This window comes from Mesorhizobium sp. CNPSo 4688 (assembly GCF_057784295.1).
In genome coordinates, this window is the sequence record NZ_JBWLUY010000007.1 from 279,314 (window position 1) to 301,631 (window position 22,318).

Consider the following 22,318-nt stretch of genomic DNA (forward strand, 5'->3'; position numbering starts at 1 on the left):
GACTTGGAATTGTCCGATAGCGGTGCAAAGCACAAAATTCAAAGTGCAATACCGACCATTGCCACCGACTTGCACCCTTTCCCGCCTTCCGCTATAGAGCCGCCACCCGCGTAGACACCCTTGGAGGCAACGCGGCGGAAGGCTGCCTTCCCCTTGGTGATCCCGAACAAAGCTCCGTGTCAAAGCGGCCGCGTTCTCTGGGACATCCAGGCCTGGCGGCTTTCGACGTTTACGGTCGAGGCGCACTGCCCACCGCAAACGCTCCATAACACGCGAAAGGAAATGCCATGAGCCACGATACTTACGAGCTCAAGGCCGAAGCGCGCGAACAGGTCGGTAAGGGGTCCGCCCGTGCAGTTCGCCGCAACGGTAAAGTGCCTGCAGTTATTTATGGCGACAAGCAGCCTCCCCTGGCTATTGCGCTGAACTACAAGGACGTCTTCTACAAAATCCATGGCGGCGGGTTTTTGACTACGATCGCCACGATCGATGTCGACGGCAAGAAAATCCAGGTTCTGCCCAAGGATTTCCAGCTCGATCCGGTCAAGGATTTCCCGGTCCATGTCGACTTCCTACGCATTGGCAAGGACACCGAGGTCAATGTCGACGTCCCTGTCCACTTCATCAATGAAGACAAGTCGCCCGGCATCAAGCGCGGCGGCGTGCTCAACATCGTGCGTCACGAGGTCGAGTTCCACTGCCCGGCCAATGCGATCCCGGAATTCATCACCGTCGATCTCACCGGCGCCGACATTGGCGATTCGATCCACATCTCGGCGGTGACCCTGCCGGCCGGCGTCAAGCCGGTGATCTCCGACCGCGACTTCACCATCGCGACCATTGCCGGTTCCTCGGCGATGAAGCCGGAGGCGGAAGAGACGGCGGAAGCGGCAGCCCCCGAAGCGGCGGCTCCTGCTGCCGAAGAGAAGTAATTTTCGGGCCCGGAGCGCACGATGCTTGTCTTTGCAGGCCTCGGCAATCCGGGCGCGAAATACGCTGATAACCGGCACAATGTCGGCTTCATGGCGGCGGACGCTATCGCCCGCCGCCATTCCTTTTCGCCCTGGTCGAAGAAGTTCCAGGGCCTGATCGCCGAAGGCACGATTGCCGGCGAAAAAATTCTGCTGATCAAGCCGCAGACCTTCATGAACCTGTCGGGACAGGCGGTTGGCGAAGCCTTGCGCTTCTACAAGCTCGGCCCCGAGGCGCTGACTGTCTTTTATGACGAAATCGACCTGCCGGCCGGCAAATTGCGGGTCAAGGTCGGCGGCGGCGCCGGCGGCCACAACGGTATCCGCTCGCTCGACCAGCATGTCGGCAAGAATTTTCGCCGCGTGCGCATCGGCGTCGGCCACCCCGGCGTCAGGGAAATGGTGCATGGCCACGTGCTCGGCGATTTTGCCAAGGCCGACCGCGAATGGCTGAACGTGCTGCTCGATACCATCGCCGATGATGCCGGGCTGCTGGCCAACGGCGACGACAATTCGTTCATGAACCGCATCACGCTGGCTCTGCGCGACAAGCTAACGCCGACCGGCGACGACGACCGCCCGCCGGCCAAGACGCCGAAGGCGCAAGGCCCGAAAGCCCAGAGCCACATCCGCCAGGCACGGCCGCAGCAGGCGCCGGCCAAGCTGCCGGAATCCGGCCCGATGGCCGCCATGCTGAAGAAACTGTTCGGCAAGAAAGACTGAGCCTCGATAGGATCGGGACCGCAGGGCTTGACGTTCCTCACCCCTATCGCCCATAGCCCTCATCAAATTTCTATTTTCCCGATAGGACCGGACACATGGGTTTCAAATGCGGCATCGTTGGCTTGCCCAACGTCGGCAAGTCGACGCTTTTCAACGCGTTGACCAGGACGGCGGCGGCGCAGGCCGCTAACTATCCGTTCTGCACCATCGAACCGAACACCGGCGAGGTCGCGGTGCCCGATCCGCGTTTGCAGAAGATCGCGGCAGTCGCCAAGTCGAAGGAGATCGTCCCGACCCGCATCTCCTTCGTCGACATTGCCGGCCTGGTGCGCGGCGCCTCCAAGGGCGAAGGCCTTGGCAACCAGTTCCTCGCCAACATCCGCGAGGTCGACGCCATCGTGCACGTGCTACGCTGCTTCGAGGATGACGACATCACCCATGTCGAGGGCCGCATCGACCCCGTCGCCGACGCCGAGACGGTCGAGACCGAACTGATGCTTGCCGACCTCGACAGCCTCGAGCGCCGCATCGTGCAAATCCGCAAGCGCGCCGGCAGCAAGGACAAGGAAGCCACCACCGTGCTGCCGATGATGGAGGCAGCACTTGAGCTGCTGCAGGCCGGCAAGCCGACCCGCATCCTGCTCAAGGGCATTTCAGCGGAGGATCTGCGCATCCTGCAGGGGCTGAACCTTCTGACCTCGCACCCCGTGCTCTATGTCTGCAACGTCGCCGAGGCCGATGCCGCCACCGGCAACGAGCACACCAAAGCCGTGGAAAAGATGGCGACCGCGCAGGGCGCCGGCACCGTGGTGATCTCGGCCGCGATCGAGGCCGAGGTCGCCCAGCTCTCGGACGAGGAAGAGATGGAGTTCCTGTCCTCGCTCGGTCTCGACGAACCGGGCCTCAACAAGGTCATCCGCGCCGGCTACGATCTGTTGCACCTGATCACTTATTTCACCGCCGGGCCGAAAGAGACGCGCGCCTGGACCATCCACAAGGGCGACAAGGCCCCGCAGGCCGCCGGCGTCATCCACACCGACTTCGAGCGCGGCTTCATCCGCGCCCAGACCATCGCCTATAACGACTACATCACGCTGGGCGGCGAGGTGGCTGCCAAGGAAGCCGGCAAGGCGCGCGACGAAGGCAAGGAGTACGTCGTCCAGGACGGCGACGTCCTGCTGTTCAAGTTCAACACTTGAGGCGCCGAGGCATATCGCGGCTGGCTCGCTAACCGCGGCCGATCACAGCTGCGTCAAGTGGAAGAGCCCGCATGCTGCTTCGCTTGACTGCCCTTGGCCCCGGGTCTAAGGCCGTCTGCATGCGACCTGCCCGTCTCCGTGGGAAACGGCTGCGCGCGCAGGACCCATCGCTATCGAACGAAACCTCTTGGGTTCAACCAACGGAGACCGGCGATGATCAAGGCCTTCGTCGTCGACAATGACCGCCTGCGCGTCACTGACGATCTCCTGACGGATGGCGCCCAAGTCGTCTGGGCAGACCTTCTGAATCCGACCAAGGAAGAAGAAACGACGATCGAGACCTGGCTCGGCGTTGCCATTCCGACGCGCGAAGAGATGGAGGAGATCGAGATTTCCAGCCGCCTCTATATCGAAGACGGTGCCTATTTCATGACCGCAACTTTGCCGGCGCAGACCGAGATCGATGATCCGCTGATGTCACCGGTCACTTTCGTGCTTGCCGGACCGAGACTGGTCACCATCCGCTATCATGAGCCGAAGGCGTTCAAGACCTTTCCGCTGCGCGCCGAGAAAGTGGCGACCGGCTGCACCACCGGCAACACCATCCTGATCGGCCTGCTGGAGGCGATCGTCGATCGACTCGCCGATATTCTCGAACGCGCCGGCCGCGACATCGAGACGATTTCGCGCGACATCTTCGAAGCGCGGTCGACCAAGGTGAACAAGCGCAATCGCGATTTCCAGGAACTGCTCAAGGCCATTGGCCGCAAGGAGGACATCGCCTCCTCGATCCGCGACAGCCTGATCTCGCTGCAGCGCCTCACCGGCTTCCTCGCCCATGTCGCGACCCAGACCAAGATGAGCAAGGACATCCGCGCCCGCATCAAGACCATATCGCGCGACGTGCTGTCGCTCGCCGACCACGCCACCTTCCTGTCGCAGAAGATCTCGTTTCTGCTCGACGCCACGCTGGGCATGATCTCGATCGAGCAGAATGCCATCATCAAGATCTTCTCGGTCGCCGCCGTCATCTTCCTGCCGCCGACGCTGGTGGCTTCGATCTACGGCATGAATTTCGACGTCATCCCCGAACTGAAATGGGAGCTCGGCTATCCCTTCGCCATCGGCCTGATGATCCTGTCGGCGATCCTGCCCTTCTGGTACTTCCGCCGCCGCGGCTGGCTCTGACCGGGCCTGGATCAGTGAAAATTGCTTGACCAAACTCCGCCCGGACGGCATCCGGATGCCCGGTGATCGTACAACCTTGAACCGGATTAGGATCATGACGGCAAAAAGCTGGGCCTACGAGGATTTCACCGAGGGCGCCTCGATCGACCTCGGCGCCAAGCAGGTGAGTGCAGCTGAAATCGTCGAATTCGCCACCGAGTTCGACCCTCAGCCGATGCATCTCGACGAGGCAGCCGGCAAGGCCAGCATCCTTGGCGGGTTGGCCGCCTCCGGCTGGCACACCTGTGCGATCTTCATGCGCATGCTGTGCGACGCCTTCCTGCTCGACTCGACCGCGCAAGGTGCGCCGGGCATCGACCAGGTCAAATGGAAGAAGCCGGTGCTGGCCGGCGACACGCTTTCGGGCAGGACTGGTGTGGTCGCCAGGCGCCTTTCGAAGTCACGACCCCAACTCGGTCTGGTCACCTTTCGCAGCGAAATGGTCAACCAGCGTGGCGAGAGCGTCTTCGAACTCGAAAACACCGTCATGTTCCTGACCCGCGAGGCCGGCGCATGAGCCTCGACGCGTTCTTCCGCATCGGCGAGACCATCGATCTCGGCTCGCACACATTCGAGGCCGAGGCGATCAAGGCATTCGCCCGCAAATACGATCCACAGCTCTTTCATGTCGACGAAGAGGCAGCAAAGAAAAGCGTTTTCGGCGGCCTCTGCGCTTCAGGCTGGCACACCGCCGCCACCTGGATGAAACTCAATCTCGAAAGCAGGCTGGACGCGACGCGATGGAGCGGTCCCGGCCCGGTGCCCGAATTCGGCCCCTCGCCCGGCTTCAGGAACCTGAAATGGCCAAAGCCGGTCTATGCCGGAGAAACCGTCACCTTCATGCGCACCGCACTGTCCCACCGCCCGCTCGCCACCCGCCGCGGCTGGCGGCTGCTCGCGCTGCGCTCGGAAGGTTTCGATTCGACCGGCGACAAGGTGATCGAGTTTGATAGCGCCGTGCTGGTGAAGGTGGAGTAGCAGCGCGCCTCTTACCTTCTCCCACAAGGGGAGAAGGGAAAAACACTAATGTCCTTCAAACCCGATCAGCGTCCGCACCGGCACACCCAGCGCCTCAAGCTTCGCCCGCCCGCCAAGGTCCGGCAGGTCGATGACAAAGCATGCAGCAAGAATGTCGGCGCCGATCTGTCTGAGCAGCCTGATCGCTGCTTCCGCCGTGCCGCCGGTGGCAATCAGGTCGTCGACCAGGATCACCTTCTCGCCCGGCGCAACACCGTCCTTGTGCATCTCCATCTCGTCCAGCCCGTATTCCAGGCTGTAGGCGACGCGCACCGTCTCGTAAGGCAGCTTGCCCTTCTTGCGGATCGGCACGAAGCCGGCCGAAAGCTGGTGCGCCACGGCGCCGCCGAGAATGAAGCCGCGCGCCTCGATGCCGGCGATCTTGTCGATCTTCTGGCCGGCATAGGGATGCACCAGCTCGTCGATGGCGCGGCGGAAGGCGCGCGCATTGCCGAGCAGCGTGGTGATGTCGCGAAACAGGATGCCGGGCTTGGGATAGTCCGGAATGGTGCGGATCGCGGCGAGCAGCGTGTCTTCGAGCGAGGATTTCATGAGCCGAGATTACCTGAATCGGAGATTCGTGCGCGACAATTGTTCGATCGAACTGCAGCCCATCAGCTTCATGCCGCGCTCGATCTCGACCCGCATCTGCTCGAGCGCCCGTTCGACGCCGGGCTGTCCGGCCGCCGCCAGCGGGAACAGATAGTAGCGCCCAACGCCGACAGCCTTGGCGCCGAGCGACAGCGCCTTCAGCACATGCGTGCCGCGCTGCACGCCGCCATCCATGATGACGTCTATCCTGTCGCCGACGGCGTCGACGATCTCGGCCAGCTGGTCGAAGGCCGCCCGCGAGCCATCCAGCTGCCGGCCGCCATGGTTTGACAGCACAATGCCGCTGCAGCCGATCTCGACGGCGCGTTTGGCATCCTCCACCGACATGACGCCCTTGAGGCAGAACGGACCACCCCACAGCCTGACCATCTCGGCGACATCGTCCCAGGTCATCGACGGATCGAGCATCTCGGTGAAGTAGCGGCTGATCGACATCGTGCCGCCACCCATGTCGACATGCTCGTCGAGCTGCGGCAGCTTGAACCCCTCATGAGTGAAATAGTTGATCGCCCAGCCCGGCTTGAGTGCGAACTGCAGCATGCCGGCAAGGTTGAGCTTGAAGGGAATGGCAAAGCCGGTGCGCTTGTCGCGCTCGCGATTGCCGCCGGTGATGCTGTCGACGGTCAGCATCATCACCTCGACGCCGACTGCCTTGGCCCGCTGCATCATCGCCCGGTTGAGGCCGCGATCCCTGTGGAAATAGAACTGGTAGACCTGCGGACTGCTGCTGATCTTGCGCGCTTCCTCGAGGCTGACGGTGCCAAGCGAGGACACGCCGAACATGGTGCCGAATTTGGCCGAAGCCTTGGCCACCGCGCGCTCGCCCTGATGATGGAACAGCCGCTGCAAGGCGGTCGGCGAGCAATAGACGGGCATGGCCAGTTTCTGGCCCATCACCGTCACCGACATGTCTATCTCGCTGACACCGCGCAACACATTGGGAACGAGGTCGCAGCGCTCGAAACTCTCGGTATTGCGGCGATAGGTGACCTCGTCGTCCGCCGCGCCGTCAATGTAGTTGAAGATCGGCCCCGGCAGCCGCTGCTGCGCCATGCGCCGGAAATCGGAAAAGTTGTGACAGTCGCGTAGCCGCATCATCGATTTCCAAATGCCATGGCGCAAGAAGCTCGCTGCGTCGAATATCAATCCGATGCCGCCATGCCAACGGGTGAATTGCCAAACTGCCGCTTGGCCACAGCCATGAACGAAAAAGGGACGCCGCTGGCGCCCCTTGCTGTCGAAAACCGACTGTTGGGAATAGCTTACATACCGAGGTCGGAACGCAGCTCGGCCTTGGCCACGTCGTACTCGGCCTTGAAGTCGTCGCGGTTGAGCAGGACGGCGGCGATAACGCTACCGGAAATCTTGCCCATCTCGACGTCGGACGGATAGTGGATGCCGCCGACCACACGGTTGTGGGCGTATTCGGCCGCACGCGCCATGATCTCTGCGCGCCTTTCCGGAACCATGTCGGCAAGGATGATGCCCATCATGGTGCCGACCGTGGCATGACCCGAAGGCCAGGAACCGGAGCTCGACAGCTTGACCGCCGGCTTGACGAGGTCGCTGAGTTGGTGCGGACGCGGCCGCTTCCAGACATCTTTGGCCGGATCGACGACGGCGCCTTCGGTGGCCACGACGCGATCGAAGAAGGCTGAGAATTTCGGCAGCTTTTCCTTGTTGAAGTTCGGCCCCATGACATTGGTGAAGCGCCAGACGTCTTCCTCGGCGTCGGCAATGGCGCTGGCCTCCATTTCGGGCGTGCGTGTCACCTGCAGCGTCAGCACCGCGCCGAGCTCGGCCTTGGTCTCAGCCGAGTCGTTGGCCGGCGGCGGCGGCAGGATCATCGTCAGGTCGACATCCCTGTTGGTGATGAAGGGCTTTGCGTCTTCGGCCTGGGCGGCCGAGCCGACGACGAGCAGCAGCAGTCCTGCCGCGAGCGATGCGTATCTTTTCATGGGTGCGATCCTTTGATGAGGGCAGCACAGGATCGTCAGATGCGGTGACCGCTATGTGACAAGCCGCCTCCGGAAAAGCAAAAGGGCGCCTCTCGGCGCCCTTTTTTTAATACGTGGCTGGCAGCGCTTAATGCGCCACGCCTTCCCACACCTTGCGCTTGGTCAGAAAGACCAGGGCGCCGAACAGAGCCAGGAACACAAGCACGCGGAAGCCGGTCTTCTTGCGGTCCTCCAGATGCGGCTCGGCAGCCCACATCAGGAAGGCCGAGACGTCGCGCGAATACTGGTCGACCGTCTGCGGCGAACCGTCATCATAGGTGACCTGGCCGTCGGACAGCGGCTTCGGCATCTTCAGCGACACGCCGGACATGAAGTATGGATTGTAGTGGGTACCTTCGGGGATCACCATGCCGGCCGGCGGCGTCTCGTCGTAGCCGGTCAGCAGCGAATGGATGTAGTCCGGGCCGCCCTGAGCATACTGGGTGAAGATGTCGAAGACGAAGCGCGGGAAGCCGCGCTCGACACCGCGTGCCTTGGCCAGCAGCGACATGTCGGGCGGGGCTGCGCCACCGTTGGAGGCGGCAGCCGCCTCCTCATTGGCGAACGGCGCCGGGAAATGGTCCGACGGCTTACCCGGCCGGTCGAACATGTCGCCGGCATCGTTGGGACCGTCATGGATGGTGTATTCGGCGGCAAAGGATTTCACCTGCGCTTCCGAATAGCCGAGGCCTTCCAGCGTGCGGAACGCCACCAGGTTCATCGAATGGCAGGCCGAGCAGACTTCCTTGTAGACCTTCAGGCCGCGCTGCAACTGCGCCTTGTCGTAGGTGCCGAACGGACCGGCGAAACTCCAGTCCATTTCCTTCGGCTCGTCGATCGGGAAATGCGTCGGTGCCGCCGCGTTATGCGCCTCTTCAGCGGCCATCGCCACGCTGCCGACCGCTCCGATGCCGCCGGCCAACAGGCCGAGCAGGGCAAGCGAGGTGAGAATCTTTTTCATACCAAATCCCCTTAGATTCTCGCTCAGCCCTTGGTTTCCGGCGCGGCGTTCGCACCTGCCGGATGTCCCCCACCGGCACCCTTGTTCTTCTCCAGCACCGCCTCGGTGATCGAATTCGGCAGCCTGCGCGGCGTCTCGATCAGGCCGAGCACCGGCAGGATGACGAGGAAGAAGGCAAAGTAAAACAGCGTCGCCATCTGCGCCATGAACACGAAGCTGCCTTCAGCCGGCTGCGAGCCCAGCCAACCGAGCAGGACGGCGTCGGCTGCGAAGAGCCAGAAGAACAGCTTATACCAAGGGCGGTAGACCGCCGAGCGCACCTTGGAGGTGTCGAGCCACGGCACCAGAAACAGCATGACGATGGCGCCGAACATGCACAGCACGCCGCCGAGCTTGGAGTTGATCGGCCCGATGTTGAAGGTGATGGCGCGCAGGATCGCGTAGAACGGCAGGAAGTACCACTCCGGCACGATGTGGGCCGGCGTCTTCAGCGGGTTGGCGACCGTGTAATTGTCCGGATGGCCGAGGAAGTTCGGCAGGTAGAAGACGAAATAGGCGAAGAAGAACAGGAACACGATCATGCCGAATGCGTCCTTGATGGTCGCATAGGGCGTGAAGGCGACGGTGTCGGTCTTCGACTTGACCTCGATGCCGGTCGGGTTCGACTGGCCGACCACATGCAGCGCCCAGACGTGCAGCACGACGACGCCGGCAATCATGAACGGCAGCAAATAGTGCAACGCAAAGAAGCGGTTGAGCGTCGGGTTATCGACGGCGAAACCACCAAGCAGCAGCTGCTGGATCCAGTCGCCGACCAGCGGAATGGCGCTGAAGAAGCCGGTGATGACGGTGGCGCCCCAGAAGCTCATCTGCCCCCAGGGCAGCACATAGCCCATGAAGCCGGTCGCCATCATCAAGAGGTAGATGATGCAGCCGAGGATCCATAGGAGCTCGCGCGGCGCCTTGTAGGAGCCGTAATAAAGCCCGCGGAAGATGTGGATGTAGACGGCGACGAAGAAGAACGAGGCGCCGTTGGAATGCATGTAGCGCAACAGCCAGCCCGAATTCACGTCGCGCATGATCTTCTCGACCGAATTGAAGGCGAGATTGGTGTCGGCCGTATAGTGCATCGCCAGCACGATGCCGGTCAGGATCTGCGCCACCAGCATGATCGCCAGGATGCCGCCGAAGGTCCAGGCATAGTTGAGGTTGCGCGGCACCGGATAGGCGATGAAGCTGTCATAGACCATGCGCGGCAGCGGCATGCGGGCGTCGAACCAGCGTTCGATACCGGTCTTGGGCGTATAGGTCGAGTGTCCCTCGCTCATCGAAATATCCCCTGCCTCAACCGATAAGGATTTTGGTATCGGAAATGAACTTGAATACCGGCACGGCCATGTTTTCCGGCGCCGGGCCTTTGCGGATACGGCCGGCGGTATCGTACACCGAGCCATGGCACGGGCAGAACCAGCCGCCGAAATCGCCTTCCTGACCGAGCGGGATGCAGCCCAGATGCGTGCAGACCTGCACCATCACCATCCAGGCTTCCTTGCCGGGCGTGGTGCGGTTGGCGTCGGTCGCCGGCGCATCGGCCGGCAGATTAGCGTTGCGGGCAATCGGATCCTTGAGATCGGCAAGGTTGACGGCCTCGCCGTCCTTCATCTCCTGCTCGGTGCGGTTGCGCACCACGACCGGCTTACCGCGCCATTTGACGATCAGCGACATGCCAGGGGTCAGCGAGGAAACATCGACCTCGACCGAGGCCAGCGCCAGCGTCGAGGCATCGGGGCGCATCTGGTCGATGAACGGCCAGGCGACGGCCCCTGCGCCGACCACTGCGGCCATGCCGGTGGCGACGTAGAGAAAATCACGACGGTTGGGATCCTGGGTATCGGTTGCGCTCACGGGTGCCTGATCCTTTCGCCTCTTCCGAGCCGGCGGTCGAGCTTTGTTCCCCGCTCCATCGCGCCGGCCCGACAGCGCATGGCGAACAAGCTAGCGAATTCCTCCGGCATTTGGATTTCGGTTTATGCGTGAAGCCCGTTTTTGTCCAGCGGGGTGAGGCCACAAGGGCAGATTGTCGCGGGGACAGAAGAGCGCGTCAGTCGGCCAGATGTCCAAAGGCCGGCAAAGGCGGCTAAACAACAGGGAAATATCAGCAAATCCGAGGCTCCCCGCCTGTCTCGACAGGACAGGTTGCCGTGATCTAGTCTCGCTGGCATGGCACACATCATCGACCGCGAGACCTGGACCAGGACGCCCGGCCTTTGGCAGGGCGAACTGCAATTGGGCGCCCACGGCTCCAACTCCTGCCTGATCTTCAATTACCAGGCGGAGATCGGCGGCGGCCCGCGGCTGCACACCCACCCGTATTGCGAGATCTTCATCATCCGCCAGGGCACCGGCCTGTTCACGATCGGCGACCAGCAGATCGAGGCCACAGCCGGCCAGATCCTCATCGTGCCGCCGAACACACCGCACAAATTTACCAATCTCGGCCCAGGCCCGCTTGAATCGACCGACATCCACGAAAGCGGCAGATTCATCACCGAATGGCTGGAATGACGTTGTCGGCAGCCTTTAGCTGGCGCCGAGCCTGACCAGCACTGCCCTCGGGATGTCGTATTCGCGGATCACCGACTCATGCCGGCGTAAGCCGCAAAGTTCGCGCTGGATGAAATAGGCGTGCACCGCCGCGGCGGCCTCCTTCAGCAGCCGGGCGCGCTGGTCTTGCTCACGATTCTCGCGCAGCTTCTTCAGCGTTTCCTCGACACGTTGCCCAGTGCGGCCGAGGGCGGCCGCTTTTTCGGCCAGGATCTCGTGGCCGAGCAGGTCCAGCGCGCTCTCCTGCGCGCTGCTTTGTCCAAAATTCGAGGGCATTCTGACCGACATGATCGCGTTCTACTCCGCCGGCCGCGTCTCTTCCAGCACGCTTTCCTCGTGATAGAGGAAGCCGCCGGACTGCCGTTTCCACAGCCGCGCATAGAGCCCGTCCTGCGCCACAAGCTCATCATGCGTGCCTTGTTCGACGATGCGGCCGCCGTCCAGCACCACCAGCCGGTCGAGTGCGGCAATGGTCGACAGCCGATGTGCGATGGCGATCACCGTCTTGTTCTCCATCAGCCGCGTCAGATTCTCCTGGATCGCCGCCTCGATGTCGGAATCGAGCGCCGATGTCGCCTCGTCGAGGATCAGGATCGGCGCATCCTTGAGGAAGACGCGGGCGATCGCCACGCGCTGGCGCTGGCCACCCGACAGTTTCACGCCGCGTTCACCGACAAAGGCCTCGTAGCCGGCACGATCCCGGTTGTCGCGCAAGCCCAATATGAACTCGTGCGCCTCGGCCTTCTTTGCCGCCGCGATCACCTCGGCGTCGGTTGCATCCGGCATGCCGAGCTTGATGTTGTCGCGCAACGAGCGATGGAAGAGCGCGGTGTCCTGGCTGACGACACCGATATTGGCGCGCAGCGAATTCTGCGTCACCTCTGACACATCCTGCCCGTCGATGGTGATTTGTCCGCTCTCAAGGTCGTAGAGGCGCAGGATGAGGTTGGCAAGCGTCGTCTTGCCCGCACCGGACGGTCCGACCAGCCCAACCTTTTCGCCCGGCTTGACGACAAGGTTGATGCCGTTCAGCACGCCGAATCCCTTGCCATAGTGGAACTCGACATTCTTCACATCGATGCGGCCGCCGGCGACGACAAGCTCCTTCGCATCGGGCGCGTCGATGAGGCCGAGAGGCTGCGAGATCAGCGCCTTGGAGTTCTCCAGCACGCCGAGGTTTCGCAAAATGCCGTTGAGCTGCATCATCACCCGCCCGAGCAGCATGTTGAGCCGCAGCACCAGGGACAGCGTGAAAGCGACGGCGCCGACGGTGATCGACCCTTCGACCCAGAGATAGACGGCAAAGCAGCCAATCGCTGTGATCATGATGCCCGACAGCGTCGTCAGCGCCATGCGCACGCCGGTCAGCCGGCGGGTGAAAGGCCGTAGCGCGTCGAGATAGATGTCGAAGCCGTTCTTGATGTAGCGGTCGTCGCCATCGGCCGAGAACAGCTTCAGCGTCTGCACGTTGGAATAGGAATCGATGATGCGCCCATTGATCATCGAACCAGCTTCAGCCGTGGCCTCGGCATGCCTGCGGATCGAGGGCAGATAGAGCTTGGCCAGCCAGGCGAAAGCGAGGATCCAGAGCACCACCAGCACGGCCAGGCGCAAATCCAGCCCAGCGACCAGCGCCAGCGTCGTCACCGTATAGATGAGCATGAACCAGATGACCTCGATGAAGCTCTCCATCAGGTCGCCGGTCGCTTGCCCCGCCTGCCAGACTTTCGTCGCGATGCGGCCGGCGAAATCGTTCTGGAAGAAGGTGTAGGACTGGCGCGATACGTGCCGGTGCGCCTGCCAGCGCACCAGATTGTAGAAACCCGGCGTGATCGTCTGTTCGTTGACCAGCGCCGACAGCCCGACGACGACGGTGCGGATGACCAGCACCACCGCGATCATGAAGACAAGCTCGGGCCCGGCAGCGGTCCACAGCGCATGCCAGCTGCGTTCACCGGGAAGCTGGTCGAGAATATCGACCAGCCGCCCGACGAAGTAGAACAGCCCGGCCTCGATCAGCGGCGCTATGCCGCCGATGACCAGCATGGCGAAGAAGGCGAACTTCGCCTGGCCGACATAATACCAGAGGAAGCCGCCGACGCTTGATGGTGGCCGAAGATTCGCTGGCTCCCTGAACGGATAGACCCAGTTCTCGAACCAGCGATAGACGGCTGTCATCATGCTGACGTCATCACTCTGCGGCTTCTCCCTTGGCCACAGCGTCATTGGCGGCGCCGACCGGGCCGTCGTCGAGCAGGAACCCGCCCGACTGACGCTGCCAGAGCTGCGCGTAGAGCCCGCCGCTGGCGACGAGTTCCTCGTGCGACCCCTCCTCGATGACACGGCCCTTGTCGAGGACGACGAGCCTGTCCATCGCCGCAATGGTCGACAGCCGGTGCGCGATGGCGATGACGGTCTTGCCTTGCATGAGCTTGTAGAGATTCTCCTGGATGGCGGCCTCGGCTTCGGAATCCAGCGCCGAGGTCGCTTCGTCAAGGATAAGTATCGGTGCGTCCTTCAACATAACGCGAGCTATGGCGATGCGTTGCCGCTGGCCGCCGGACAATTTGACGCCGCGGTCGCCGACATGAGCGTCGAGCCCTTTGCGTCCAGTGTGGTCCGAAAGCCCGGCGATGAACTCCAGCGCCTCGGCCCGCCCGGCTGCCTCGACAAGCATCTCTTCCGTGGCGTCGGGCCGGCCGTAGAGGATGTTGTCGCGCACCGAACGGTGCAGCAGCGAAGTGTCCTGCGTTACCATGCCGATCTGTGCGCGCAGTGAATCCTGCGTCACCGACGCGATCTCCTGGCCGTCGATCAGGATCCGGCCGCTCTCCAAATCGTAGAAGCGCAGCAGGAGATTGACCAGCGTCGACTTGCCCGCACCCGAGCGGCCGACAATGCCGACCTTCTCGCCGGGCTTCACCGTCAGCGACAGGCTCTCGATGACGCCCTTCTGCTTGCCGTAGTGGAAGCGGATATCGTCGAACTGAATCTCACCCTTGGTGACGGCAATGTCCTTCGCCCCCGGCCGGTCCTCGACCAGGCGTGGCAGCGAGATCGAGGCGATGCCGTCCTGCACCGTGCCGATGTTCTCGAACAGGCCGGACATTTCCCACATGATCCACTGCGACATGCCCCACATCCTGAGCACCAGGCCGATGACAACGGCAACGGCGCCGATCGTCACCGCCTGGCCAAGCCACAGCCACAGCGCCAGCGCCGTCACAGAAAACAACAGCAGTGCATTGAGGATGTAGAGCAGCCCGTACAGCACCGTCACCAGCCGCATCGACCGGTAGACCGTGTCGAGGAAGCCAGCCATCCCCTCTTTGGCGAACGTTGCTTCGCGGCGCGCATGGGAAAACAGCTTGACCGTCTGGATGTTGGTGTAGCTGTCGACGACGCGGCCGGTCATGGTCGAGCGCGCATTGGCCTGCGCCTCGCCGACCTTGCCGAGCTTCGGGATGAAGTAGCGCAACAGCCCGATATAGCCGAGCAGCCAGACGCCAAGCGGTGCTGCCAACCGCAAGTCGGCCGAACCGACGATGAAGAGCATGCCGAGGAAATAGACGATGACGTAGTTGAGGACGTCGATCACCTTGATGACGCATTCGCGCACGGCGAGCGCCGTCTGCATCAGCTTGGTGGCGATGCGGCCGGCGAACTCGTCCTGGTAGAAGCTCATCGACTGCTTCAAGAGATAGCGATGCACCTGCCAGCGGATGCGCATGGGGTAGTTGCCCATCAGCGTCTGCTGGTTGAGCAGCGAATGCAGCCATACCGTGCCCGGCAGCGCGAACAGCACGACAAAGGCCATGCCGGCGAGCTTCCAGCTCTCGGTCTGCAGGAAGGTTTCGCGATTCTGCCCGGACAGCCAGTCGACGATGCGGCCCATGAAGCCGAACATCCACACTTCGGCGACCGCGATCGCCGTCACCAGAACCGCATCGACGATGATGTAGGGCCAGGCGCCACGCGTATAATGCACGCAGAAGGCAACCAGTGTCTTCGGCGGCTCGACCGGTTCCGCTGCGGGGAACGGATCGAGCCTTTTTTCAAACCAGCTAAACATAGTGATGCTCACAAAACTGTTGTCCGCTCACGCTGCGCGGGAAAAATCCCCGGAACGTACGGCGTCAAGGACCGATGGCCCGGACTCACCCGGGCCATCGGTCCTGCTTCGCGCAATATAGGGACTTGCGGGCTTTTCGCCGACAGGCGCGTTCGACTGACCTGACGGCATGCCGCCGCCAGCCCGGTTTTTCGCGCCCGGCCGGATCAACCGGATGATCCGGCGCACCAGCGACGGCCGGCTGTGGTCGGGAACCGCACGCGAGAAGTCGACATCCGGCAGCATGCCGCGATGCGGACGCCGGCGCGTCTCGGCGTGAACCGCCGACGAGTAGGTCTCGCCGATCAGCAACGCCCAGGTCGCCGTCTTGCGCTCGTGCAGGCTTCTTGAACCAGGTATTCTGTAGGGATCGAACATCGGTCCGTCCTCCGTGTGCAAATAAAGATAAAAAGGCGAAGCAATGTCGTGCGCCGGCATTCGGCCGGAGGCACGGATTGCATCGGTCGGGACACGAGGGGACACCTCGGTCGGGACACGCTCAACTGGGGCGCTTGGCCCCTTCAACAGGTTGAAAAACATCGCAGGATTCCTTCGAAAGCCGAAAACTGGGTTCGGCGGGAATCGGTGCGATCAAATCTAAGAAGTCAGGTAAATCGTCGTACCGAAACCGCCGGCAGGCAGGTAAGCCCACGGGAGGGGCGCTGGATGTGCATGGCCATCATGAAATACCCCTCCATCGGTTCGGGTTGACAATGCGTGCGGTATAATCGACTTCGCAGAAAATGGCCACCCGCAGGTCCAGAAATTTCCAAAACCAGGAGCCCGCTGTGGCCGATCTGCCACTTATTAGAAAGACGCGGAAATGAACCACCGTCTCCGCATCGCTCTCTACCAGCCTGACATTGCCGGCAACACCGGAACAATCCTGCGCTTCGCCGCCTGCCTCGGTCTTGGCGTCGACATTATCGAGCCGGCAGGCTTCCCGCTCTCCGACAAAGCGCTCAAGCGAGCCGGCATGGACTATCTCGAAATGGCCGCTCTGACCCGGCATGTCGACTGGAACGCCTTCGAGGACTGGCGCCAAGCGAGCGAGCGCCGGCTGGTGCTGCTCACCACCAAAGCCGCGATCGCCTACACGGGCTTCACCTTTGCCGCCGGCGACATCCCGCTGTTCGGCCGCGAATCCGCCGGCGTACCAGATCCTGTCCATCAGGCGGCGGATGCGCGGCTGACGATCCCGATGCAGCCGGGCACGCGCAGCATCAACGTCGCGCTGTCCGTCGCCATGGTCGCCGGCGAAGCCATCCGGCAGCTCGGCTAATTCCTCATCGCCGTCGCGAACGGCCTTTATTTCTTGCGTCATTCTCACCCAGGCGCACATTGCCTTCTCCTCAATTGCCCCATCGACATTTCTTGGCTACAAGCTCAACTTAAGTTGAGGTCAAGCGGAAAAGTCGAAATGACTTCGGTAAAGGAATTGACGGTTGGCCAGGTGGCCATGCGCAGCGGCGTGGCGGTGTCGGCGCTGCATTTCTACGAGGCGCGCGGGCTGATCCGCAGCCACCGAACATCGGGCAACCAGCGGCGCTATGGCCGCGACGTGCTGCGGCGGGTGGCGATCATCAAGGTGGCGCAGGAAGTCGGCATCTCGCTGGCCGAGATCGGCGCCGCACTTGAATCACTCCCAGAAGGCCGCACGCCGACGCGCGAGGACTGGAACCTGTTGTCAACCGGCTGGCGCGACGACCTCGACCGCAAGATCAGCCAGTTGAAGAAGCTGCGCGACGGCCTGACCGACTGCATCGGCTGCGGCTGCATGTCGATCGACAAATGCCCGCTAAGGAACAGGGAAGACCGGCTGGCGAAGGAGGGGACGGGAGCGAGAAGGCTGGTTCTTCCTTCACCCCGTTTACGGGGAGAAGGTGCCCGAAAGGGCGGATGAGGGGCGGCGCTAGCATTTGAAGGTTTGCGCCGCCCCTCACCTGCCTGCCGGCATCCTCTCCCCGTAAACGGGGCGAGGAATCCTAGTCCGCCGCCGGCAGCCGCCGGATCGTAAATTCGATCAGATCTCCCGGCCGCTCGAACCAGCTTTCGATCTCGGTCCAGTAGGCCTGCTTGGGAAAGCGTTCGAACCATTCCTTGGCTTTGAGCCGCGCATCCGAACGCGGCAGGACGAAGGTCTCGCGCAGAAAACCGTCGCGCGGCATGCGCTCGCGCTCGGCGCGCGAACGGTCGAGCCGCTTCTTCAAGCCATCCAGCGGCGGTCTTGCCGGGGTGCGCATGAAAGAACTCCTGGGCCTTGACCAGATGACACTTGACCCTTGCCCTTAAGAGATTAGGGATCGCGCCCTAAAAAGACGAGTCATTTGTCGGCTGCGACCGGAGACCTGATTTTGGAACGACCAGAAATACCGGCAGGCCTGCCGGCCGACATCGAACAGAAGAAGATGAAGGCCAGGCTCTGGTTCGAGACGCTGCGCGAGCGCATCTGCACCACTTTCGAGCAGATCGAGCAGGAGTTGCAGGGGCCGCTGGCCGCCTGGTCGCCCGGTCGCTTCGAGAAGACGCCGTGGGAGCGCGACCAGGGCAAGGGCGGCGGCGGCACCATGTCGATGATGCATGGCCGCGTCTTTGAGAAGGTCGGCGTCCATACCTCCACCGTCTATGGCGAATTCTCGCCCGAATTCCGCAAGCAGATGCCCGGCGCCGAGGAAGACCCAAGCTTCTGGGCCTCAGGCATTTCGCTGATCGCACATCCCTGGAGCCCCAACGTGCCGGCCGTGCACATGAACACCCGCATGGTCGTGACCTCGCGCCACTGGTTCGGTGGCGGCGCCGACCTGACCCCGGTGCTCGACCGCAACCGCACCGAGGATCATCCCGACACGGTCGCCTTCCACCGCGCCATGCAGTTTGCCTGCGAGAAGAACGCCGCCGTCGCCGACCACCCCAAATTCAAGGCCTGGTGCGACGAGTATTTCTATCTGCCGCACCGCAACGAGCCGCGCGGCGTCGGCGGCATCTTTTTCGACTGGCTGCATTCAGGCGAGGACAAAGGCGGCTGGAATGCCGATTTGAACTTCGTCCAGGATGTCGGACGTTCTTTTCTTGTCGTCTACGGCCACCTGGTTCGAGCCCATTTCAACGAAAACTGGACCGACGACGACCGCGACGAACAGCTCATCCGCCGCGGCCGCTACGTCGAATTCAACCTTCTTCACGATCGCGGCACCATCTTCGGCCTGAAGACCGGCGGCAATGTCGCCTCTATCCTGTCCAGCCTGCCGCCGGAGGTCAGGTGGCCGTAACAAATCGGTGAGCGAAGCGTGAGCCGCAAAAGCGTCCCATTCGCCGAATTTTGGCATTCAATGTGGCGCTCGGATTATCTTTTTCGTCTAATAGGCAATTGAAACAAAACGACTATTTGTCGTTTCCGGGCCGGGAAGCGCCGGCGGTTCAGTCCCGAACCGCGACACGACGCTACCGGACGGCCCTGAACAAGGCGGAGCATTCTCAAGAAACGGATGTCCGCATTTTCCAGGAGTACTTACCATGCGAAAGCTCATTGTAACGGCAGCCGCCGCTGCCCTTCTCGCTTCCGGTTCGGTCGCCTTTGCCGCGGTCAAGCACACCACGGGCACGGTCAAAACCTATGATGGAACGGCCATGAGCCTTGTTCTGGACGATGGATCGACCTTTACGCTGCCCAAGACCTTCAAGGATCCTGGCCTGAAGGCCGGCGAAAAGGTCCGCGTTTCCTGGGACATGAGCGGCAAGAACAAAGTTGCCGAGTCCGTCAAGATCGTGAAGTGACGGCCCTGTCGGGACAAGACCGAATTGGTCTTGCTCTGGGATAGCGTAGAGAGGCGGAGCAGCGCTGCTCCGCCTTTTTCGCCTATGCATGTCACCCAAAAGTGACCTCGGTTCTGGGAAAATCACATGCATAAAATCAAAGGCCGAAAGCGCGTCGCGTGAATCCGCTTCGACGCGACGCGCTTTAGCGGCAACCAAAACCGCCGAACCGTGTTATGCTTGTTCCCCCGTGCGCGCGCCCAAAACCAACTGCTGTGACAGGGCGCGGAACAAAGGTGGCGGAGCTTCGTGCCCATGAGAGGCGCAGGCTCCCAGGAGGAAAGGAGAAAACCCCATGAAGGAATTCCATTGCGGCTCGCTGGTTCCCGGCTGTGAGTGGCACACCCGTGCCGACGAGGAAGCCGAGGTGATGCGCCGTGCCGTCGACCACATGCGCGAGACGCATGGCGAAACGATCATCCGCGAGACGATGATCGAAGCGATCCGTTCGCGCATCGAGAAGGTTCGCGACGCGGCCTGAGGTTCAACTGGCCCTTAACGCCTCCGCGGCGCGCTCCAGCAGCGCGTCGCGATCGAGCGTAAAGCCGGAGCCGATCCATTCCTTTTCGAGGTTTTTCAGGGTTGCGCCGAGTTTCGGGCCCGGCGACGCGCCAAGTGCGGTTAGATCGGCACCCTTGACCGGAAATACCGGCTTTTCCCATTTCAGCGCAAAGGCCAGCAGGCGCGAAAAACCGCCAGCCTGGACAAGCGCGTCATTGTCCTCGACGGCGCGCGCCCGCGCCGAGGCGAGCGACAGCCGAAAGCGATCGACAAAGCCCTGGCGATGGCCTGCATAAAGCAGCTTTGCCAGCTCCGCTTCACTCGTCTTCGGTTCGATGGCACCCGTCAGCGCCCAGTGTCGCAGGCGCTCCGCCTCATTGGTGGACAGTTTCAGCCGCTCGGCCAATACCGTCATCCGCGCCGTATCGGGCGGCACAATGGCCTCCAGCCTGAGCAGCGGATCCGGCGCCCAGCCCAGATCTTTCTCGGTCTTTGTCAGCCCGTGAATGGCATCGATGCCCCATTTCTCACTCTCCGGCAGGGCGCCGGCCAGCACGCCGGCCTGGCGCATCCATAACAGCGCGCGCGACGGATCCGGGGCCGACAGAAGCTTCTTCAGCTCGGACCAGATGCGCTCCGCCGAGAGTTTTTCGAGCCCGTCCTTCAGCCGGGCGCAGGCCTTCAACCCCTCGGCATCGGGCCGGCCGTCGCCATACCAGGCGAAAAAGCGGAAGAAGCGCAGGATGCGAAGATAATCTTCGCGGATGCGCTGCTCGGCATCGCCGATGAAGCGCAGCCTGCGCGCCTCGATATCGCCGACACCGCCGACCAGGTCGATTACCGTGCCGTCGGCCTCGGCATACAGTGCGTTAATGGTGAAATCGCGCCGTTCGGCGTCGGCCTTCCAGTCGCGGCCGAACGTCACTTTGGCGCGGCGGCCGTCGGTCTCGATGTCTGCGCGCAGCGTGGTGATTTCATAGGGCGTGCCACCGGCGATCACCGTGATCGTGCCGTGTTCGATGCCGGTCGGCACCGCCTTGAAGCCCGCCGCTTCGGCGCGGCGGATGGTTTCCTCAGGCAGGCAGGTCGTAGCGATATCGATGTCTGCCACCAGCTGACCGATCAGCGCATTACGCACCGCGCCGCCGGCGATACGGGCTTCTTCACCGCCTTGCGCCAGCACGGCAAGCAGCCGCTGCAGATGTTTTTCACCGAGCCAGTCAGCCTTGCCCGCCAGCGATATCGGATCACTCAAGCATAGAGCCTTTCATAGAGCGTGCGGATGATGCCGGCGGTGACGCCCCAGATGCGCTGGCCGCCATAGGGCATCTCGTAGAAGAACCATTCGAGCTCGTTCCACAGGCGGCTGTCCCGGGTGTGATTGGCCGGATCCATCAGGAACGACAGGGGTACTTCGAAGGCGGCGTCGACCTCGTCGGCATTGAGCGACAGAGTAAAACCAGGCTCCACGATCGCCAGCACCGGGGCAATGCGATAGCCGCTGCCGGCGACATAGTCGGGCATGCGGCCGATGATCTCGATGCGGTCCTGGCCAAGCCCGATCTCCTCGAAGGTTTCGCGCAAGGCCGCTGCTTCCGGGGTCGGATCGGTCGGATCGATCGTGCCGCCGGGGAAAGCCACTTGCCCGGAATGGCTGCGCAGCTTTTCCGCACGCTTGGTCAAGAGCACGGTCGCATCGCGTCCGTGGTCGATGACCGGGATCAGCACAGCGGCATCGCGCAGCGCCTTCAGCTGCTTCAACCGGGGATGACCGGGGTTGAAGCGATGGTCGCCATAATCGTCACCGGCATGGGCTTCAGCTTGCGCCGCGACCCGCGCCCGAAAATCCGCTGTGGAAAACGGCGGCGGCGTCACCTGGTCCATCATGCGCTCAGCCGCTTCAGTTTTTCCGCTGGCATGATCGGATAGACCTCACCCTTCGAGCGCACGGCAAACATTATCCTGCCGCCGATGTCGATTTCCTCGCCATGCTCGACCAGTTCGTACATCACCGGCCGCGCCACCAGTGCTTCCAGCCGCCCGCGCACCAGCACATAGGGTTTTAGCCCGCCGGTCTCGTCCTCGTCGACGAAGCGCAGCGGATGGCCGGGCCCGGCTTCGACGACATCGCCGACGTTGGTGCGGAAGGTGATGGTCTGCTCGGCGCCGGCGCCGGAAACGTTCATTTCGACGGCAATGAACGGCGCGTCTACGACGCGGATGCCGACCCGTTCCACCGGCGTCACCAGATATGTCCTGCCATCCTCGTCCTTGCGCAGCACGGTGGAAAACAGCTGCACCAGCGGCATGCGGCCGATCGGCGTGCCCAGATAAAACCAGGTGCCGTCCTGTTTGATCTCCATGTCGAGATCGCCACAAAAGTCCGGATTCCAGCGCTCTACCGGTGCTGCGCCCTTGCCGGCGCGGGTGGCGCGCGAGATCAGCGCCTCGAGGCCGCGCGCCTCTGTGGCACCGGTAAGGCTTTGTTCGCGATGTTCGGAGCGTTCCGCCATGGTCACGAAATAGTCACTGTTGTTCCGCTTGTCAGCCTAAGTCTGTGATTTAAGTTGAAATGCAGGCGC

At 62.5% G+C, this 22,318-nt stretch carries 26 protein-coding genes; 12 read left to right on the forward strand and 14 right to left on the reverse strand.

Features of this window, described 5'->3' with window-relative positions; all coding sequences use genetic code 11:
* Positions 1–287 precede the first annotated feature (287 nt).
* From AC04SH_RS15435 to AC04SH_RS15460, 6 genes are all read left to right on the forward strand, one after another.
* Complete coding sequence (locus AC04SH_RS15435; RefSeq protein WP_352588437.1) at positions 288–932, forward strand: 50S ribosomal protein L25/general stress protein Ctc; 645 nt, start codon at positions 288–290, stop codon at positions 930–932.
* A gap of 21 nt (positions 933–953) precedes the next feature.
* The gene (pth, locus tag AC04SH_RS15440) at positions 954–1,694 is read left to right on the forward strand and encodes an aminoacyl-tRNA hydrolase (protein ID WP_488575667.1); all 741 of its coding nucleotides are present in this window, start codon (positions 954–956) and stop codon (positions 1,692–1,694) included.
* Between the two features lie 95 nt (positions 1,695–1,789).
* On the forward strand, positions 1,790–2,893 hold the full coding sequence (ychF, locus tag AC04SH_RS15445; protein WP_488575668.1) for a redox-regulated ATPase YchF: 1,104 nt from the start codon (positions 1,790–1,792) through the stop codon (positions 2,891–2,893).
* A 213-nt stretch (positions 2,894–3,106) separates the two neighbouring features.
* On the forward strand, positions 3,107–4,081 hold the full coding sequence (gene corA, locus AC04SH_RS15450) for a magnesium/cobalt transporter CorA (protein WP_488575669.1): 975 nt from the start codon (positions 3,107–3,109) through the stop codon (positions 4,079–4,081).
* A 94-nt stretch (positions 4,082–4,175) separates the two neighbouring features.
* A complete protein-coding gene (locus AC04SH_RS15455; RefSeq protein ID WP_488575670.1) occupies positions 4,176–4,637 on the forward strand; it encodes a MaoC family dehydratase in 462 nt (153 codons plus the stop codon).
* Positions 4,634–5,098 carry a MaoC family dehydratase gene (locus AC04SH_RS15460; RefSeq protein WP_477236658.1) on the forward strand — a complete coding sequence of 155 codons (465 nt, stop codon included), beginning with the start codon at positions 4,634–4,636 and terminating at the stop codon, positions 5,096–5,098. Before AC04SH_RS15455 ends, AC04SH_RS15460 begins: the two co-directional genes overlap by 4 nt.
* Positions 5,099–5,143: 45 nt before the next feature.
* On the opposite strand, the gene AC04SH_RS15465 is transcribed toward AC04SH_RS15460, so the two are convergent.
* The 6 genes from AC04SH_RS15465 to petA all read right to left on the reverse strand — a co-directional run bounded on the left by AC04SH_RS15465 (position 5,144) and on the right by petA (position 10,612).
* Positions 5,144–5,689, reverse strand: coding sequence for an adenine phosphoribosyltransferase (locus AC04SH_RS15465; RefSeq protein WP_477238600.1), 546 nt, complete (start codon positions 5,687–5,689; stop codon positions 5,144–5,146).
* Positions 5,690–5,698: 9 nt separating this feature from the next.
* Entirely contained in the window at positions 5,699–6,844 is a 1,146-nt protein-coding gene (locus AC04SH_RS15470; RefSeq protein WP_142870163.1) for an alpha-hydroxy acid oxidase, read from the reverse strand.
* Between the two features lie 167 nt (positions 6,845–7,011).
* Positions 7,012–7,707, reverse strand: a complete 696-nt coding sequence (locus tag AC04SH_RS15475; protein ID WP_488575671.1) for an acid phosphatase — start codon at positions 7,705–7,707, stop codon at positions 7,012–7,014.
* 127 nt (positions 7,708–7,834) lie between these two features.
* Positions 7,835–8,707 (reverse strand): cytochrome c1, encoded by an 873-nt coding sequence (locus AC04SH_RS15480; RefSeq protein WP_488575672.1) that lies wholly within the window; start codon positions 8,705–8,707, stop codon positions 7,835–7,837.
* Between the two features lie 23 nt (positions 8,708–8,730).
* Entirely contained in the window at positions 8,731–10,035 is a 1,305-nt protein-coding gene (locus AC04SH_RS15485) for a cytochrome b (RefSeq protein ID WP_488575673.1), read from the reverse strand.
* Positions 10,036–10,051: 16 nt separating this feature from the next.
* On the reverse strand, positions 10,052–10,612 hold the full coding sequence (gene petA / locus AC04SH_RS15490; RefSeq protein WP_112561092.1) for a ubiquinol-cytochrome c reductase iron-sulfur subunit: 561 nt from the start codon (positions 10,610–10,612) through the stop codon (positions 10,052–10,054).
* A gap of 315 nt (positions 10,613–10,927) precedes the next feature.
* On the opposite strand from petA, the gene AC04SH_RS15495 reads away from it, so the two are divergent.
* The gene (locus AC04SH_RS15495; RefSeq protein ID WP_488575674.1) at positions 10,928–11,272 is read left to right on the forward strand and encodes a cupin domain-containing protein; all 345 of its coding nucleotides are present in this window, start codon (positions 10,928–10,930) and stop codon (positions 11,270–11,272) included.
* 15 nt (positions 11,273–11,287) lie between these two features.
* Here AC04SH_RS15495 and AC04SH_RS15500 read toward each other — a convergent pair whose 3' ends face one another.
* From AC04SH_RS15500 to AC04SH_RS15515, 4 genes are read right to left on the reverse strand one after another with little or no spacing between them, the layout of a single operon-like run.
* A complete protein-coding gene (locus tag AC04SH_RS15500; RefSeq protein ID WP_477238612.1) occupies positions 11,288–11,599 on the reverse strand; it encodes a DUF6665 family protein in 312 nt (103 codons plus the stop codon).
* A gap of 9 nt (positions 11,600–11,608) precedes the next feature.
* The gene (locus AC04SH_RS15505) at positions 11,609–13,492 is read right to left on the reverse strand and encodes an ABC transporter ATP-binding protein (RefSeq protein ID WP_488575735.1); all 1,884 of its coding nucleotides are present in this window, start codon (positions 13,490–13,492) and stop codon (positions 11,609–11,611) included.
* A 10-nt stretch (positions 13,493–13,502) separates the two neighbouring features.
* Positions 13,503–15,383, reverse strand: a complete 1,881-nt coding sequence (locus tag AC04SH_RS15510) for an ABC transporter ATP-binding protein (protein ID WP_488575675.1) — start codon at positions 15,381–15,383, stop codon at positions 13,503–13,505.
* A gap of 27 nt (positions 15,384–15,410) precedes the next feature.
* Positions 15,411–15,800 (reverse strand): hypothetical protein, encoded by a 390-nt coding sequence (locus tag AC04SH_RS15515; protein WP_488575676.1) that lies wholly within the window; start codon positions 15,798–15,800, stop codon positions 15,411–15,413.
* Positions 15,801–16,245: 445 nt separating this feature from the next.
* Here AC04SH_RS15515 and AC04SH_RS15520 point away from each other — a divergent pair, with 445 nt between their 5' ends.
* Both AC04SH_RS15520 and soxR read left to right on the forward strand, forming a co-directional pair.
* A complete protein-coding gene (locus tag AC04SH_RS15520; protein WP_488575677.1) occupies positions 16,246–16,704 on the forward strand; it encodes a tRNA (cytidine(34)-2'-O)-methyltransferase in 459 nt (152 codons plus the stop codon).
* A gap of 138 nt (positions 16,705–16,842) precedes the next feature.
* The gene (gene soxR / locus AC04SH_RS15525) at positions 16,843–17,325 is read left to right on the forward strand and encodes a redox-sensitive transcriptional activator SoxR (RefSeq protein ID WP_488575678.1); all 483 of its coding nucleotides are present in this window, start codon (positions 16,843–16,845) and stop codon (positions 17,323–17,325) included.
* Positions 17,326–17,407: 82 nt separating this feature from the next.
* On the opposite strand, the gene AC04SH_RS15530 is transcribed toward soxR, so the two are convergent.
* Positions 17,408–17,665 (reverse strand): hypothetical protein, encoded by a 258-nt coding sequence (locus AC04SH_RS15530; protein ID WP_488575679.1) that lies wholly within the window; start codon positions 17,663–17,665, stop codon positions 17,408–17,410.
* A gap of 111 nt (positions 17,666–17,776) precedes the next feature.
* On the opposite strand from AC04SH_RS15530, the gene hemF reads away from it, so the two are divergent.
* The 3 genes from hemF (at position 17,777) to AC04SH_RS15545 (ending at position 19,716) form a co-directional block, all read left to right on the forward strand.
* Entirely contained in the window at positions 17,777–18,691 is a 915-nt protein-coding gene (hemF, locus tag AC04SH_RS15535; RefSeq protein WP_112561184.1) for an oxygen-dependent coproporphyrinogen oxidase, read from the forward strand.
* A gap of 244 nt (positions 18,692–18,935) precedes the next feature.
* Positions 18,936–19,196, forward strand: a complete 261-nt coding sequence (locus tag AC04SH_RS15540) for a DUF1344 domain-containing protein (RefSeq protein WP_192258836.1) — start codon at positions 18,936–18,938, stop codon at positions 19,194–19,196.
* A 334-nt stretch (positions 19,197–19,530) separates the two neighbouring features.
* On the forward strand, positions 19,531–19,716 hold the full coding sequence (locus AC04SH_RS15545; RefSeq protein WP_454577264.1) for a DUF1059 domain-containing protein: 186 nt from the start codon (positions 19,531–19,533) through the stop codon (positions 19,714–19,716).
* A gap of 3 nt (positions 19,717–19,719) precedes the next feature.
* Here AC04SH_RS15545 and AC04SH_RS15550 read toward each other — a convergent pair whose 3' ends face one another.
* From AC04SH_RS15550 to AC04SH_RS15560, 3 genes are read right to left on the reverse strand one after another with little or no spacing between them, the layout of a single operon-like run.
* Positions 19,720–20,991 (reverse strand): CCA tRNA nucleotidyltransferase, encoded by a 1,272-nt coding sequence (locus tag AC04SH_RS15550; protein WP_488575680.1) that lies wholly within the window; start codon positions 20,989–20,991, stop codon positions 19,720–19,722.
* Positions 20,988–21,620 (reverse strand): CoA pyrophosphatase, encoded by a 633-nt coding sequence (locus AC04SH_RS15555; RefSeq protein ID WP_488575736.1) that lies wholly within the window; start codon positions 21,618–21,620, stop codon positions 20,988–20,990. The genes AC04SH_RS15550 and AC04SH_RS15555 overlap by 4 nt, the downstream gene beginning before the upstream one ends.
* Positions 21,620–22,249 (reverse strand): DUF1285 domain-containing protein, encoded by a 630-nt coding sequence (locus AC04SH_RS15560; RefSeq protein ID WP_488575737.1) that lies wholly within the window; start codon positions 22,247–22,249, stop codon positions 21,620–21,622. Before AC04SH_RS15560 ends, AC04SH_RS15555 begins: the two co-directional genes overlap by 1 nt.
* Between the last annotated feature and the right edge of the window lie 69 nt (positions 22,250–22,318).